Origin of the sequence: Galbibacter orientalis DSM 19592, assembly GCF_000260115.1 — a bacterium.
GTDB classification, from domain to species: domain Bacteria; phylum Bacteroidota; class Bacteroidia; order Flavobacteriales; family Flavobacteriaceae; genus Galbibacter; species Galbibacter orientalis.
The window spans coordinates 615,041-629,919 of sequence record NZ_JH651379.1 but is presented as its reverse complement, the minus strand read 5'-3'; the positions used below and the strand labels follow the sequence as shown (position 1 = coordinate 629,919).

Annotated in this window: 12 protein-coding genes; 7 read left to right on the top strand and 5 right to left on the bottom strand. The window is 33.8% G+C overall.

The annotated features are described in order from the left end of the window. Nucleotides 1-56: 56 nt before the first annotated feature. The 5 genes from JOOMADRAFT_RS02895 to JOOMADRAFT_RS02875 all read left to right on the top strand — a co-directional run bounded on the left by JOOMADRAFT_RS02895 (nucleotide 57) and on the right by JOOMADRAFT_RS02875 (nucleotide 6,072). Nucleotides 57-737, top strand: a complete 681-nt coding sequence (locus JOOMADRAFT_RS02895) for an SCO family protein (protein WP_008611213.1) — start codon at nucleotides 57-59, stop codon at nucleotides 735-737. Between the two features lie 1,568 nt (nucleotides 738-2,305). Further along, nucleotides 2,306-2,548, top strand: coding sequence for a FeoA family protein (locus tag JOOMADRAFT_RS02890; RefSeq protein ID WP_040879490.1), 243 nt, complete (start codon nucleotides 2,306-2,308; stop codon nucleotides 2,546-2,548). Continuing rightward, on the top strand, nucleotides 2,545-4,644 hold the full coding sequence (gene feoB, locus JOOMADRAFT_RS02885; RefSeq protein ID WP_008611208.1) for a ferrous iron transport protein B: 2,100 nt from the start codon (nucleotides 2,545-2,547) through the stop codon (nucleotides 4,642-4,644). The genes JOOMADRAFT_RS02890 and feoB overlap by 4 nt, the downstream gene beginning before the upstream one ends. A gap of 160 nt (nucleotides 4,645-4,804) precedes the next feature. Beyond that, the gene (locus tag JOOMADRAFT_RS02880; protein WP_008611206.1) at nucleotides 4,805-5,317 is read left to right on the top strand and encodes a DUF6155 family protein; all 513 of its coding nucleotides are present in this window, start codon (nucleotides 4,805-4,807) and stop codon (nucleotides 5,315-5,317) included. Between the two features lie 305 nt (nucleotides 5,318-5,622). Further along, the gene (locus tag JOOMADRAFT_RS02875) at nucleotides 5,623-6,072 is read left to right on the top strand and encodes a YybH family protein (RefSeq protein ID WP_008611205.1); all 450 of its coding nucleotides are present in this window, start codon (nucleotides 5,623-5,625) and stop codon (nucleotides 6,070-6,072) included. A 58-nt stretch (nucleotides 6,073-6,130) separates the two neighbouring features. On the opposite strand, the gene JOOMADRAFT_RS02870 is transcribed toward JOOMADRAFT_RS02875, so the two are convergent. The 4 genes from JOOMADRAFT_RS02870 to JOOMADRAFT_RS02855 all read right to left on the bottom strand — a co-directional run bounded on the left by JOOMADRAFT_RS02870 (nucleotide 6,131) and on the right by JOOMADRAFT_RS02855 (nucleotide 10,806). Continuing rightward, nucleotides 6,131-7,309, bottom strand: coding sequence for an IS4 family transposase (locus JOOMADRAFT_RS02870; protein ID WP_008611204.1), 1,179 nt, complete (start codon nucleotides 7,307-7,309; stop codon nucleotides 6,131-6,133). Nucleotides 7,310-7,442: 133 nt separating this feature from the next. Next, a complete protein-coding gene (locus JOOMADRAFT_RS02865; RefSeq protein WP_008611203.1) occupies nucleotides 7,443-8,267 on the bottom strand; it encodes a ZIP family metal transporter in 825 nt (274 codons plus the stop codon). Between the two features lie 9 nt (nucleotides 8,268-8,276). After that, nucleotides 8,277-10,151, bottom strand: a complete 1,875-nt coding sequence (locus tag JOOMADRAFT_RS02860) for an Nramp family divalent metal transporter (RefSeq protein WP_008611202.1) — start codon at nucleotides 10,149-10,151, stop codon at nucleotides 8,277-8,279. Nucleotide 10,152: 1 nt separating this feature from the next. Next, nucleotides 10,153-10,806 carry a metal-dependent transcriptional regulator gene (locus JOOMADRAFT_RS02855; RefSeq protein ID WP_008611200.1) on the bottom strand — a complete coding sequence of 218 codons (654 nt, stop codon included), beginning with the start codon at nucleotides 10,804-10,806 and terminating at the stop codon, nucleotides 10,153-10,155. Nucleotides 10,807-10,882: 76 nt separating this feature from the next. Here JOOMADRAFT_RS02855 and JOOMADRAFT_RS02850 point away from each other — a divergent pair, with 76 nt between their 5' ends. Further along, entirely contained in the window at nucleotides 10,883-13,156 is a 2,274-nt protein-coding gene (locus JOOMADRAFT_RS02850) for a TonB-dependent receptor (RefSeq protein ID WP_008611197.1), read from the top strand. A 10-nt stretch (nucleotides 13,157-13,166) separates the two neighbouring features. On the opposite strand, the gene JOOMADRAFT_RS02845 is transcribed toward JOOMADRAFT_RS02850, so the two are convergent. Beyond that, nucleotides 13,167-14,141 (bottom strand): polyprenyl synthetase family protein, encoded by a 975-nt coding sequence (locus JOOMADRAFT_RS02845; protein ID WP_008611195.1) that lies wholly within the window; start codon nucleotides 14,139-14,141, stop codon nucleotides 13,167-13,169. 129 nt (nucleotides 14,142-14,270) lie between these two features. On the opposite strand from JOOMADRAFT_RS02845, the gene JOOMADRAFT_RS02840 reads away from it, so the two are divergent. Further along, the gene (locus JOOMADRAFT_RS02840) at nucleotides 14,271-14,876 is read left to right on the top strand and encodes a TetR/AcrR family transcriptional regulator (protein ID WP_008611193.1); all 606 of its coding nucleotides are present in this window, start codon (nucleotides 14,271-14,273) and stop codon (nucleotides 14,874-14,876) included. Nucleotides 14,877-14,879: the final 3 nt, after the last annotated feature.

Below are 14,879 nucleotides of genomic sequence, written 5' to 3'. Positions count from 1 at the left end.
AAGCTCATTTTTCCTGCCTATTGTTGTATTTTTGCAAGCACATTAAATGTAACAAGATGCTACAATTCTTTAGCAAATTCAAATACTTATTTATTACCCTTTTTGTGCTTTCGGTAATTATTATCAGTTTAATTTACCAAGCCCTAAAACCAAAGGAGCGTTTGGCTATTTACGAACCTTCTATGGTGAATGCGGAATTGGTGGACACTAGTGTGCAATACATTAGGAAGTATCATAAAATTGCTCCTTTTAAATTGATAAATCAAAATGGAGATACTATTACGGAAGCCAATTATAAAGATAAAATTTATGTAGCCGATTTCTTTTTTACTACTTGTCTTTCTATCTGTCCAATGATGACCGATAATATGGTTAGAATTCAGGAAAAAATTATAAACGATCCCGAGGTGATGTTGCTTTCTCACTCGGTTACGCCTGTTATAGATTCTGTACCGCGACTCAAAGCGTATGCAGAAGAAAAAGGGGTTGTTGACAGTAAATGGAATATGGTTACTGGAGATAAAAAACAGATTTATAACCTTGCTCGTAAAAGTTATTTGGCTGTTAAAACTGTTGGAGATGGCGGCCCTTTTGATATGATTCATACCGAAAACTTTATTTTAGTTGATAAAGAGAAACAAATTCGTGGTTTTTACGATGGCACTAAAGAAGAAGATATCCAACAACTTCTACACGATATTGAAGTGCTAAAAAATGAGTATAAATCTGGTTCTTAGGTTTTTTTTGAGTTGAAAGGTGGGAGTGGAGAGTTTGTAAAGTGAAAAGTTAAGAAGTTATCGAGTTATGTTGTTACGATGTTACAAAGAAAAAAACTGCTTACTGAATCCTTTTTTTATTGAAAAATTTAAAGATTGAAGGATTGAAAGAGGTCGGGAGTCGGAAGACGGAAGACCGAAGTCGGAAGCTAATAAGAATACAGAGAAGAGAATATAGATTTGTATCCTTCTTCTTTTGAGAATCTTTAGTTTACCATAAACAATAAAAAATTCGACAATTTATACAATCACAACTTAGCCTCTCTGCACCTTTGAGTCAAAAAGTTACGCTGTTATGGAGTTACGCTGTTACAAAGAAAAAAACTCCCTAAATCCTACATCTTACTGAATACAACGACTCCCTACTTCGGACTTCCGTCTTTATTTCATTTCCTCATTTATAGCTTTGTCCCTTTGAACCTTTGAACCTTTGCCTCTTTGAGTCAAAAAGTTATCGAGTTATGTTGTTACGATGTTACAAAGAAAAAAACTGCTTACTGAACACTTTTCTTTTTATTGAAAAATTTAAAGATTGAAGGATTGAAAGAGGTCGGAAGACGGAAGCTAATAAGAATAAAGAGAAGAGAATATAGATCTGTGAAGTCAGAAGACAGAAGTTTATAAAGAAAAAACTGCCAACTGAATATTTTTCTTTGTATTGAAAAATTGAAGAAGTCGGGAGTAAAGAGAGGACAGCAAATAGCTTAGAGCATGTTTTTAGGGAAGTTTTTTACCTTCTGTCTTCTGTCTTCTGAACACTGCATTCTGTTTCTCGACTCCCGCCTTCCGTCTTTATTTCATTTCCTCATTTCCATATTTATAGCTTTGTCCCTTTGAACCTTTGCAACTTTGAATCAAAAAGTTAAGAAGTTATCGAGTTATGTTGTTACGATGTTTCAGGGAAGTTTTTTTACCTTCTGTCTTCTGTTTTCTGAACACTGCATCCTGTCTCCCTACTTCGGACTTCCGTCTTCTGTCTTCTGAACACTGCATTCTGTCTCCCAACCCCCAACTCCCGACTTCCGTCTTCATTTCATTTCCTCATTTCCAAATTTATAACTTTGTCCCTTTGAACCTTTGCCTCTTTGAGTCAAAAAGTTATCGAGTTATGTTGTTACGATGTTACAAAGAAAAAAACTCCCTAAATCCTACATCTTACTGAATACAACGACTCCCTACTTCGGACTTCCGTCTTTATTTCATTTCCTCATTTATAGCTTTGTCCCTTTGAACCTTTGAACCTTTGCCTCTTTGAGTCAAAAAGTTATCGAGTTATGTTGTTACGATGTTACAAAGAAAAAAACTCCCTAAATCCTACATCTTACTGAATACAACGACTCCCTACTTCGGACTTCCGTCTTCTGTTTTCTGAACACTGCATTCTGTCTCCCTACTTCGGACTTCCGACTTCTGAACACTGCCTACTGCCTACTGTTTTCTTGCCAATCGTCATAAACATCTATTAAATAATTTCTTCAAACCTAATTTTTATATTACTTTTGCTTACTTAAAATGAATCTAAATAAGATTTGAAGTTGACAATTGCACATTTAAAACGAGGCGAACGCGCCATTATAAAAGAATTTTCTACAGATATTATCCCAATTAAGCTCCTTGAAATGGGTTGTTTGCCGGGAAATGAAGTTGAACTGCTCCAAATAGCGCCTTTTAAAGACCCTTTGTATTTAAACATAAATGGTTCGTTTTTGGCAATTCGTCGAGAAACTGCGCTTCAGATAGAAATAGACATTATTGAAAACAATGCCATATGAGTAAGCAGATTAATGTTGCCCTCATAGGGAATCCAAATACAGGAAAGACTTCAGTATTTAATCAGTTAACAGGATTAAATCAAAAAGTAGGGAATTACCCAGGAATTACGGTTGAAAAAAAGGAAGGGGTTTGTAAACTTCCGAGAGGCGTAAAAGCTCATATTATAGATTTACCAGGAACGTATAGTTTAAACGCTAATTCTCTTGACGAAAATGTAGTTATAGAATTGTTGCTGAATAAAAACGATAAAGACTTTCCAGATGTTGCTATTGTTGTTGCAGACGTTGAAAATCTTAAAAGAAATTTACTTCTTTTTACACAAATTAAAGATTTAAAAATACCGACTATTCTAGTTGTTAATATGGCAGATAGAATGGAGCGGAGAGGGATTTCTATAGATCAAGAAATTCTTGAAAAGAGATTAAATACCAAGGTTGCTGTTGTAAGTACACGTAAAAAGCAAGGGATAGATAATCTAAAAGAATTAATTACAAACTATAAAAATATATCTACAGAACCTTGCGTAGATGCAACGGTTATAGATTCTGAATATTTCGGCGGATTAAAGTCGGCTTTCCCACAACAGGATATTTATAAACTATGGTTGGTAATTACTCAAGATGCTAACTTTGTTAATTTAGATAGGAATTTAGTGAAAGATACTTCTGCTTTTTCCACAAAATCTAAATCAGAATTAAAAAGAATGCAACACAAAGAAACGGTGTTGCGATACCAATTTATAAATGGAGTTTTAAAAGAAGGTTATAAAGTTGATGAAAATGCTGCTAAAGGGTTTCGTGCTTCTTTAGATAGAATTTTAACCCATAAAATATGGGGATATGTAATTTTCTTTTTAATACTTCTTACTATTTTTCAAGCTATTTACGATTGGAGTAGCTATCCAATGGATTTTATTGATGCTACTTTTGCATCGTTTAGTGAGTGGGCAAAAGAAACCTTACCACCGGGGACGTTAACCAATTTAATTGCTGAAGGTATTATTCCTGGACTTGGAGGAATTGTGATTTTTATTCCACAAATAGCCTTTTTATTTCTCTTTATTTCCATCCTAGAAGAATCTGGATATATGAGTCGCGTTGTATTTTTAATGGATAAAATAATGCGTAAGTTTGGGCTAAGTGGGAAGAGTGTGGTGCCTTTAATTTCTGGAACTGCTTGTGCTATTCCAGCGGTAATGGCTACCAGAAATATAGAGAACTGGAAAGAGCGCCTTATTACTATTTTGGTAACTCCTTTTACAACCTGTTCTGCTAGGCTCCCTGTATATCTAATTATTATCTCATTGGTTATTCCAAACGATCGTTTTTTAGGGATGAATCTGCAAGGTTTTACCTTGATGTTGCTATATTTATTAGGTTTTGGAATGGCCGTTTTTTCTGCGTGGCTCTTAAATAAAATTTTAAAAATAAAAAGTAGAACTTTCTTTGTGGTAGAAATGCCAAGTTATAAGCTTCCGTTGTTAAAAAATGTAGTTATTACGGTGGTGGAAAAAACAAAAAGCTTTGTGTTTGGCGCAGGTAAAATTATTTTAGCCATTTCTATAGTTTTATGGTTTCTAGCTTCCAATGGTCCTTCAGAGAAGTTCCATAATGCAGCAGAGATAATTACTGCGCAAAGCGAGTCTCAGCATTTATCGGAGGACGAACTTTCTACAAAAATAGCGTCTTATAAATTACGAAATTCTTATATTGGGATTGCTGGAAAAGCAATAGAACCTGCTATTTTACCCTTAGGATACGATTGGAAAATAGGAATAGCAGTAATCAGTTCGTTTGCAGCTAGAGAAGTTTTTGTAGGAACATTAGCAACAATTTATAGCGTTGGAAGTGACGAAGAAGAGACTATAAAAAACAGAATGGCATCAGAAACGCATCCCGAAACAGGAGCGCCGCTGTTTAATTTAGCTTCTGGAATTTCGTTACTATTGTTTTATGCCTTTGCAATGCAATGTATGAGTACGCTTGCTATTGTAAAACGAGAAACAAATAGTTGGAAATGGCCTGCCGCTCAGTTAATATTTATGAGTGGATTTGCTTATGTTGTAGCGCTAATTGCGTATCAATTAATTAAATAGTTTTAGAATGGATTTTCAAAGTATTATAGTTTATATCATCTTAATTTTAGCTGTTGCATATTTAACACTTAAATTTATATTCCCTAAAACACTTAATTCCTTATTAGGGAAAAATAATAACGGAAACTGCGGGGAAGGAGATTGTAACTGCCATTAATATATGTCGAAACGCGATTTAAAAAAGTATCTTCAAACTTTAAAAAAGAAAGAACTTGAAGCACAAGTTTTAGATTTATATACTCGCTTTAAAGACGTAAAAGTGTATTATGATTTTGTTTTTAATCCGAAAGAAGATAAATTAATTGACGAAGCAAAAACAAAAATTGCTAACGAGTATTTCCCAGTAACTAGAAGAAAACCAAAAGCCAGACGTTCCATCGCTCAAAAATATATAAAACATTTTTTAGAGTTGGGAGTTAATCCAATTTTAGTTGCAGATGTAATGTGGTTTAACATTGAAATAGCTCAAACTTTTAATAAAGAAAAAATGCTTAAAAGTGATGCTTTTTATAAGAGTATGGCAAAGTCTTTTGATGAAGCTGTTAAATACACCATGCAACACGGACTTATGAGCGATTATAAAGAAAGGTTAGTTGCTATTTATCAAGAAGCAAAAAGCCAGCAATGGTCATCGCTACACATCATTGAAGCTTCTCTTGATTTAGTAGATTGATTCTTCGTGGAAAGTCTAATTCCATAAATCTTAGCCTGAGGATTATTAAAGTAACTTTACTTTGGATAATAATTCATATTTTGTTCCTTTAAATTTATACTGATAAAACTCTCTTTGAGAGGCTTGCAATGACTAAAATAATAAGCTTTATAAAAGGACAAAGAAAGTGAAGGTTTTTAAGAGAGCAAGATTTTATGGTCATTACAGTTTGGTCTTTTATTATACAGCGAAGCGGTCTTGTATCTTTGTTCAGACACTAGCGCTTAATTATATAAAATATTGAAAATTAACTTAAAATTTTTCGAATGAAAAAACTATACAATACGCTACTATTTTTTTGTTTTTCTTTAGGAATTATTACAGCACAAGAAAAACTTTCGGATATTAATAAATCTGAAATTTTAGAGGTTTTTAATCAGCAAGAACTAGCTTGGAATCGAGGAGATATCCCAGCATTTATGGAAGGGTATTGGAAATCTGAAGATTTAGCCTTTTCAGGTTCCTCAGGGGCTGTATTTGGATGGGAAGCAACAAAAGAACGCTACCTAAAAAGTTACCCAGATACTACTGCAATGGGGAAATTAACTTTTGAAGTAATTAAACTACAACAAGTAAAAGACGGGGTAGCGCAAATGATAGGATCCTTTTATTTAAAAAGAACTATAGGCGATTTAAGTGGTTATTTTACATTGGTATGGCGTAAGTTTGATGGACAATGGGTTATAATAAGCGACCATACATCGTCTGCAAACTAAAAAAATTTCGTTCAAGTATCAACTTTAGTATTTATTATTGGGTAATAGTACTGATGCGTTAAGTTTTTGCATCAAATAAATTCCACAAATTTTGTTCTTTGACGTTTTGATTTTTTTGATCTTGAACTATTAGCTCTTTCAACGGTGTTTTATCGAAAGCTGACACCCCTAGTATTTGTATGATTTCGTAAATAGATAATGAGCTTTTCAGAGTAAGTTTGACCAGAGCTATAATCAGGTAGGTGCAGATCGCTGTCCAGATGTGGATATTAACTGCATTTTCCGAGTGTCCCCAAAGTGACTTAATGACTAGATTCTGTTTTATCCACTTAAAAAACACCTCTATCTGCCATCTATGGCGATAAAGTCGTGCAATTTCAAGTGCTGACACATCAAAATTATTGGCTAGGAAGAGCAGTTCGACCTCTTTTTCTTGGTCATAATATCGTACCAGTCTTAGCGGTTCAGGATAAAGTTTTTTAGACTTGTATCCGTTTAGTACAATAGTGTCATCCGCCAATAGCCCTGTCGAAGGATCGATGTTGAAATTACTTTCAATAATGGAGAAATCCATTGTGGATTTGGCTCTGGTGATAAAATATGCGCCACGAGTGTTTATGCCTTGTAATGCAGCAAAGTCAATATAGGCCCTGTCCATGATATAGATCGAATCGGGTGTCGTGATCAGGTTATCCAGCACGTTGCTGTCGTGATATTTACCATCAGTAACTAGAATAAATGCGGGAATACTACCTCTTAGATCCAACAAAGTATGTACTTTGACCGCTCCCCGGGAGTATTTACCGGGTGCCCAATTGAACAATTTGAGGCTGAGCGAAATGGTGGTGGAATCCAAGGCAAATACTTCACCTGCAATGTCTACTCCCGCAATACGTTCGTTACTGTACAGAGGTCTGATCTTACCGATCAGATAATTTCCAAAATCGGAGAAAATACGATAGTCACGGACTTCATTTGCCCTAGATAAAGTAGATTGATTTACATACTTGCGAATCCCTAGGTGATACAACTTATTCTGGTGTGCTTTCAAACATACGCAAATGTCCCGAAGCGAGTTGCGTGAAGTTAACTGCCCAAAAAACAGTTGAACAAACAGGTTCCAACAGTTAAATTCTCTTGTTCGGAAGTCTCCATTGTATTTTTCTACACATTTATCGAACTCGTATCTGTCAATAAACTGAAGAAGTTGAGAGAAAACATACTTTCCTGAATTCATAGCCACATTTTTAAAGTGACAAAGCTACAGGTAAATTCAAATCAAAAAATCAAAGAACGAATATAATATATTAATAAACAGATGATTATGTTAAGTTTTAAAAACTTAACGCATCACTAGTAATTGGGTAAAATTAACCCAATGCCACGTCTAAAGTCATCATTACAATAAAACCACCAATAAAACCTAAGGTAGAGATATCGGTATGGTTTGCTTGTTGAGATTCTGGAACTACTTCTTCTACCACTACAAAAATCATTGCACCAGCAGCAAAGCAGAGTGCATATGGTAAAATTGGCTCAAAGGTAAGTACTGCCCATGCGCCAAGAACAGCGGCAATAGGCTCTACAATAGCCGATAATTGTCCGTAGTTAAAGCTTTTCCATCTACTTAAACCTAAACCTCGCAAGGGCATAGCTACAGCAAAACCTTCAGGAAAATTCTGAATTCCAATACCAAGTGCTAAAATAACAGCACCTTCAATAGAAGCTTCTGGAATTCCAGCGGCAACACCCCCAAATAAAACTCCAATCGCTAATCCTTCAGGAATATTATGCATGGTAATAGCAAGTGTAAGTAATACAGATTTATGCCAAGGGGTTTTAATACCTTCTTTTTCGCTCATTTTAAAATTAACATGTAAATGAGGTAGTATTTTATCTAAGGCGAAGATAAATAAAGCTCCTAATCCAAAGCCAGTAACTGCCGGGATGGTTTTTATAAATCCTTCTCCAGGGCTCATTTCAATTCCTGGCGCTAATAAGCTCCAGAAACTAGCAGCAACCATTACACCTCCCGTAAACCCTAACATTCCATCAAAGAGTTTCCGATTCATTTTTTTAAAGAAAAAAACGAGAGAAGCACCTATTGCTGTAAGTCCCCAAGTAAAAAGGGTTGCATAAAAAGCAGCTAAAGTAGGATCTATTTCTCTTAAATAATTTACAATATCGTTAAACATAAGGATTGGTTATTTTACAATTAATACTGGTGTTTTTACTCGATGACGTACTTTGTCAATCGTTGTTCCGAAAATTAAGTCCTTAAAAAATTCATGACCATGAGTTCCCATAATGAGAAGATTGTAATTTCCGTTATTTATAATTTTTGGGATTTGCTTTTTTGGACTCCCAAAATCCAATTTTATATCGACTTTATAGCCTTGTGCTATTAATATTTTTTGATAAGACTCTAAGTATTCCTTGTCGGTTGCTGCTTCATGGTCGTTAATCTCTTTACCGTAAATTAAAGCTCCAGCAGTTTCTACAATATGAATTAGTGTGTATTCAGCATTATTCTTACCTAATTTTAGAGCCATATCAATCCCTTTTTTATCAGCCTCAGAAAAATCAATTGCAATTGCAATGTTTGTATAATCATGTGCAGTAGGGAGTTTATTAAATTGAACTTTATCAATATGAGGAACATGTTTTTCTTTCCGTTCTTTATGAGTGGGATAAAATAAAATATAAAAAAGCAGCGCAATAGCTCCAATAGCTAGAGGAATTATAACTACCCAGATCCATAGAGGGTGTTGGCTAGTGAGTAGCCATTTAGAAACTTCGTTGTAAACGAGTTTTATATTTAAAGAAATAATGACCAAAGCAATTATCCAAGAAATAATTTTAATAGGTGTTTTAATGGCAAATTTTCCCATTAATTTTTTATTACTTACAAAATGTATGAGAGGAATAACGGCAAAGCCTAATTGTAAGCTTAAAATAACCTGACTAAAAACGAGAAGTTTTCCTGTTGCTCCTTCTCCTAAAATTAAAATGGTTAATACCGCAGGTACTATAGCTAGAATTCTCGTTATAATTCTTCGTACCCAAGGTTGAATTCTCAGATTTAAATACCCTTCCATTACAATATGTCCCGCTAGTGTTCCAGTAACGGTAGAGCTTTGTCCGGCAGCAATTAATGCAAGAGCAAAAAGGATTGGTGCCCATTTAGAACCTAATAATGGTGCTAATAATTTATGTGCATCTTGAATTTCTGCAATTTGAAACATCCCATTTTTATAGAATGTGGCGGCAGCAAGGATCAAAATAGCAGCATTCACAAAAAAAGCAAGGTTTAAAGCAATTGTCGAGTCGATTAAATTGTACTTAATTGCCTGCTTTATGCTTTTAAAATCCCTATTAAATTTTCTAGTTTGTACTAAAGACGAATGTAAATATAAATTGTGAGGCATTACTGTAGCACCAATAATTCCAATAGCAATATATAAAGCGTCACTGTCTGGAATAGATGGAATTAATCCAGAGGCTACAGCTGTAAAATCTGGCTTTGCAAAAAACATTTCAAAAAGAAAAGAGAGTCCTATAATACTTATTAGTGCAATAATAAAGGCTTCCATTTTCCGAATACCTTTATTTATTAAAAAAAGTAACAAGAAGGTATCAAGCATGGTAAAACAGACACCCCAGAGTAATGGAATGTCAAATAACAGCTGTAAACCAATTGCCATTCCAAGTACTTCTGCTAAATCTGTTGCCGCTATGGCAATTTCAGCTAAAAAATAAAGAATGTAGTTTATAAATTTTGGATAACTCTCTTTAGAGGCTTGAGCCAAATCTTTACCTCTAACAATTCCTAAACGTGCACTTAAACTTTGCAGTAATAATGCCATAATATTAGACATTAATAACACCCAAAGTAAGGAATATCCAAATTGACTTCCTCCTGCTATATCGGTAGCCCAATTTCCAGGATCCATATAACCAACACTTATTAAATAGGCTGGGCCAAAGAATGAAAGGATACGTTTCCAAAGAGATTTTTGGGAAGTAGTATTAATACTTTCATGGACTTCATCCAATGAATGGTGACTCTCCTTAGACATATTAATTAGTTTTCAGGAAGATATTATTGGCAGTCATAGCGGAGATATTAATCTCAGAATCATTGAGTTTTATTAGCACTGAGTTGTCAAAAGGTTCCTTGTTTAATACCGTAATTTCTTCTCCTAACGCAATATTTAGTTTGTCGAGATATCTTAAAAACTCTGAAGAAGAATCTTTTACTCCTACCACAATTCCTTTTTTTCCTTTTTTTATTGAAGAAAGGAGTGTTTTTTCCACTTTTTTAATGTTTCCATTACTGTCTGGAATTGGATCGCCATGTGGATCTATTCTAGGATAATCTAAAAAAGTATCTAGTTTCTCAATAAGTTTATCACTTTTTATATGCTCTAATTCTTCTGCAATATCATGAACTTCATCCCAAGAAAAATTAAGTTTTTCAACTAAAAAAAACTCCCATAGCCTATGTTTACGTATAATTTTTGCCGCATATGCTTTTCCTTCTTCTGTTAATCTAGCTCCTTGGTATTTTTTATAATGAACCACTTTTTTTTCTGCTAACCTTTTTATCATATCAGTAACAGATGATGCTTTGGTGTCCATTTGTGCCGCTATGGCATTGGTAGAAACTCCTTTTTGCTCATCTTTTGATAAATGATATATGGCTTTAATATAATCTTCTTCTGAAAGCGTCATGCGATTTTTAGTTTGTACAAAAATACATTTTATTATTTAAAAACAAATTTTTAGATTTGTCTAAAAATTATTTTAGATGAAAATTAACAATAAATATTTAGTACTATTAATAGCCTTGATTTCATTTGGTTCGGTATTTTCTCAGCAAGTAAAAGGTGTTGTTACTTCAGATGGGAGTCCGTTAGCTTATGCGAATGTGTATATAAAAGGAACGCAAAATGGAACATCAACCGATGAGAATGGAGTTTTTGAAATTAATAATATCAGTAATGGAGAACATATAATTGTAGCTTCTTATACTGGTTTTTCTACGGAAAGCAAGAAAATTAATGTGAAGGAAAATTCGCTAACTGTAAATTTTATATTGCACGAAAATTCTAGTTTGGAGGAGGTTGTAATTACTGGAACTTTAAAACCTGTAAGTAGGATGGAAACGCCAGTGCCTGTAGAGGTATATAAGCCTGCATTTTTTAAAAAGAATCCTACTGCAAATGTTTTTGAAGCTTTGCAAAACGTAAATGGAGTCCGTCCACAGCTTAATTGTAATATTTGTAATACTGGAGATATTCATATAAACGGATTGGAAGGTCCTTATACAATGGTTTTAATTGATGGAATGCCTATTGTAAGCGGATTGTCAACGGTGTATGGACTTTCTGGAATTCCAAATTCTTTGATTGAAAGAATGGAAATTATTAAAGGACCAGCTTCTTCTTTATATGGGAGCGAAGCGGTTGGGGGGCTCATAAATATAATTACAAAAACTCCACAATATGCCCCAAAACTTACGGTAGATACTTTTGTTTCTTCTTGGGGAGAATTTAATTTGGATGTTGGATACAGAGCCTTGTTAGGTAAAAAAACTTCCTTTTTATTTGGAGCTAATTACTTTAATTTTAATCAGACTATAGACAATAACAACGATAATTTTACTGACCTTACTTTGCAGAATCGTATTTCTTTATTTCAAAAGTGGGATTTTAAGAGAAAAGATAACCGTTTATTCTCTTTAGCATCACGTTATTTTTATGAAGATAGATGGGGAGGAGAATTGCAATGGACTCCAGAATATAGAGGAGGTGATGAAATTTATGGAGAAAGTATCTATACGTCTAGATGGGAATTTCTTGGAAAATATCAACTTCCTTTTAAAGAAAACGTCCTTTTTACTTTTTCATATACAGACCATAATCAGAATTCGGTTTACGGAGATGTTCCCTATTTGGCAGATCAACGGATTGGATTTGGACAGCTTACTTGGGATAAAAAAATAAATAAACACGATTTACTTTTTGGTGCAGCTTTGCGCTATAATTTCTACGATGATAATACTGCTGCAACAGCAGAAATGGATAAAAACAATCCAGATGAAGTTACTATTCCAAGTATTTTTATTCAAGATGAAGTAAAATTTAATAAAAAACATACCCTTCTTTTAGGAATGCGTTACGATTATGATAAGCGTCATGGAAATATTTTTACACCGAGGATGGCTTATAAGTGGAGTCTTTCTGAAAATGATATTTTGCGACTCAATGCTGGGACTGGATTTAGAGTAGTTAATCTTTTTACTGAAGATCATGCTGCCCTCACTGGGGCTCGAGATGTAGTTATTGAAGAAGAATTAAAGCCAGAAAAATCCTATAATGTTAATATTAATTACTTGAAGAAAATTTACACACAAAACAATAGTTTTATTGGTTTGGATATGTCGGCATGGTATACCTATTTTACAAATATGATTTTACCAGATTATGATACTAATCCGAATGAAATTATATATGATAATTTGGACGGATATGCAGTGAGTACAGGGGTAAGTGCAAATGTGGATATGGTTTTCTACAATGGAATAAAAATAAATTTAGGAGGGACTTTTATGAATGTTTCGCAAACAGAAAATGGAATTACCACTCGGCAAATTCTAACAGAACAGTTTTCTGGAACATGGGGAATATCATATAAAATAGTGCCTTGGAATTTAAATATAGATTATACTGGAAATATTTATGGCCCGATGCGATTACCTCTCTTAGGGGAGTTGGATCCTCGAAAAGAGTATTCTCCTGTATGGAGTATTCAAAACATACAATTTACTTATGATGGATTTAAAAACTTCGAAATATATGGAGGCATAAAAAATTTATTGAATTGGACACCAAACAAAGGAAATCCATTTATAATAGCTCGTGCTAACGACCCTTTTGATAAAAATGTAATTTTTGATGCACAAGGGAATGCACAAGCAACTCCCAATAATCCGTATGCACTTACATTTGATCCTTCCTATGTGTATGGGCCAAACCAAGGGATTCGAGGTTTTGTAGGAGTTCGTTATCAGTTGGATTAAAAGGTGTTAACTATACTTGTCTGCCCATTAGCATATTAGCAAAAGCCCTTAAAACTTCTTTTTTAGGAGCTGCTATTGCTAATTCCTCAAGAACGTTTAATGCTTTTTCGGTATACGCTTCAATTGCTTTTAAAGTAGCGTCGGATGCTTTGCTGGAAACCATTAATTCTTTAACAGCTTGTACTTTATTGGAAGATTCATTTGGATTAATAGAGTATAAATGATGTAATTGTTCTGCTTCTTCAGTATTTAAATGTTCGAGAGTTTTTAAATATAAATATGTTTTTTTGTTCTCTATAATATCTCCTCCTACTTGCTTTCCAAATGTTTTTGGGTCTCCAAAAGCATCTAAATAATCGTCTTTTAACTGAAAAGCAATCCCTAAATTAAGTCCAAAATCATAAATAGCTTGTGCTTCTTTTTCATCGGTTTTGCTTATTATGGCTCCCATTTTCATAGCAGCTCCAACAAGAACGGCTGTTTTATAGGTTATCATTTTTAAGTATTCATCGATGGTTACATCATCTCTAGTTTCAAAATCAACATCATATTGCTGACCCTCGCAAACCTCTATTGCTGTTTTGCTAAAAAGTTTTGCCAATTGCTGAAAAGTTTCAGCATCATAATTTTCAAAAAATTGATACGCTACAATAAGCATTGCGTCTCCAGAAAGAATTCCTGTGTTTAAATCCCATTTCTCATGTACCGTTTCTTTGCCTCTTCTAAGAGGAGCATCGTCCATAATGTCGTCATGGACTAAAGAAAAATTATGAAACATTTCAACAGCCATGGCTGCGTGCATAGCTTTTTTATAGTCTGTTCCAAAAATATCAGCAGTCATTAAAGTTAGCACTGGACGTAAACGTTTTCCGCCTAAGTTTAAAATGTAATGTATTGGTTTGTATAAATTTACAGGCTCTTTTGTAACAATTTCTTTTTCTAAGTGACTAATAAAAGCGTCTCTGTAAGCTTCGATAGATAACATAAAGTCAATTTTTGGCTAAAATACCATAATTAAAAAATTCCCCAATTGCATTTCAATGTTAAATAATTGAAAATACTTTGGAAACTTTTATTGTTTTTAAAGTTTCCTGTAGTATCTTTGCCCCTAATTATGAAAGAAAAAATACTTGATAAAGCAACAGAAATGTTTTTAAGCCTTGGGTTTAAAAGCGTTACTATGGATGATATTGCTGACGAGTTAGGGATGTCGAAAAAAACAATATATCAGCATTTCAAAACAAAAACAGCATTAGTAGAGGCAACCGCTTTCTATATTTTTGAATCGATTTGCAGCGGAATAGAATTTATCTGTGAAGCAGCTCATAACCCTATAGAAGAATTGTTTCATATAAAAAGATTTGTAGGAGATTATATGAAAGACAAGAAGTCGTCTGCGCAATTTCAACTAAAAAAGTATTATCCAAGAATCTATGAGCGACTTATTTTAAAACAATTTGAGGTAATGCGTGAGAGTGTATCGGAGAATATTGCAAAAGGAATTGAGATGGGACTTTTTAGAAAAGAGTTGGATGTTGATTTTATAGCTCGAATATATTTTAGTGGGATGGTAGGAATAAAAGACACAGAAATATTCCCTATAGATTTGTATGCCCCAGATGAGTTGGGAACTAAATTTCTAGAATATCATATCTGTGGAATTGCCACAGAAAGTGGACTTAAAATTTTAAATGAATTTATTAACGAAAACAAAAACTAACCG

Coding starts and splice junctions, on each gene's coding strand:
- JOOMADRAFT_RS02895 (WP_008611213.1), top strand. CDS start 57: ATGCTACAATTCTTTAGCAAATTCAAATACTTATTTATTACCCTTTTT.
- feoB (WP_008611208.1), top strand. CDS start 2,545: ATGAGTAAGCAGATTAATGTTGCCCTCATAGGGAATCCAAATACAGGA.
- JOOMADRAFT_RS02880 (WP_008611206.1), top strand. CDS start 4,805: ATGTCGAAACGCGATTTAAAAAAGTATCTTCAAACTTTAAAAAAGAAA.
- JOOMADRAFT_RS02875 (WP_008611205.1), top strand. CDS start 5,623: ATGAAAAAACTATACAATACGCTACTATTTTTTTGTTTTTCTTTAGGA.
- JOOMADRAFT_RS02870 (WP_008611204.1), bottom strand. CDS start 7,309: ATGAATTCAGGAAAGTATGTTTTCTCTCAACTTCTTCAGTTTATTGAC.
- JOOMADRAFT_RS02865 (WP_008611203.1), bottom strand. CDS start 8,267: ATGTTTAACGATATTGTAAATTATTTAAGAGAAATAGATCCTACTTTA.
- JOOMADRAFT_RS02860 (WP_008611202.1), bottom strand. CDS start 10,151: ATGTCTAAGGAGAGTCACCATTCATTGGATGAAGTCCATGAAAGTATT.
- JOOMADRAFT_RS02855 (WP_008611200.1), bottom strand. CDS start 10,806: ATGACGCTTTCAGAAGAAGATTATATTAAAGCCATATATCATTTATCA.
- JOOMADRAFT_RS02850 (WP_008611197.1), top strand. CDS start 10,883: ATGAAAATTAACAATAAATATTTAGTACTATTAATAGCCTTGATTTCA.
- JOOMADRAFT_RS02845 (WP_008611195.1), bottom strand. CDS start 14,141: ATGTTATCTATCGAAGCTTACAGAGACGCTTTTATTAGTCACTTAGAA.
- JOOMADRAFT_RS02840 (WP_008611193.1), top strand. CDS start 14,271: ATGAAAGAAAAAATACTTGATAAAGCAACAGAAATGTTTTTAAGCCTT.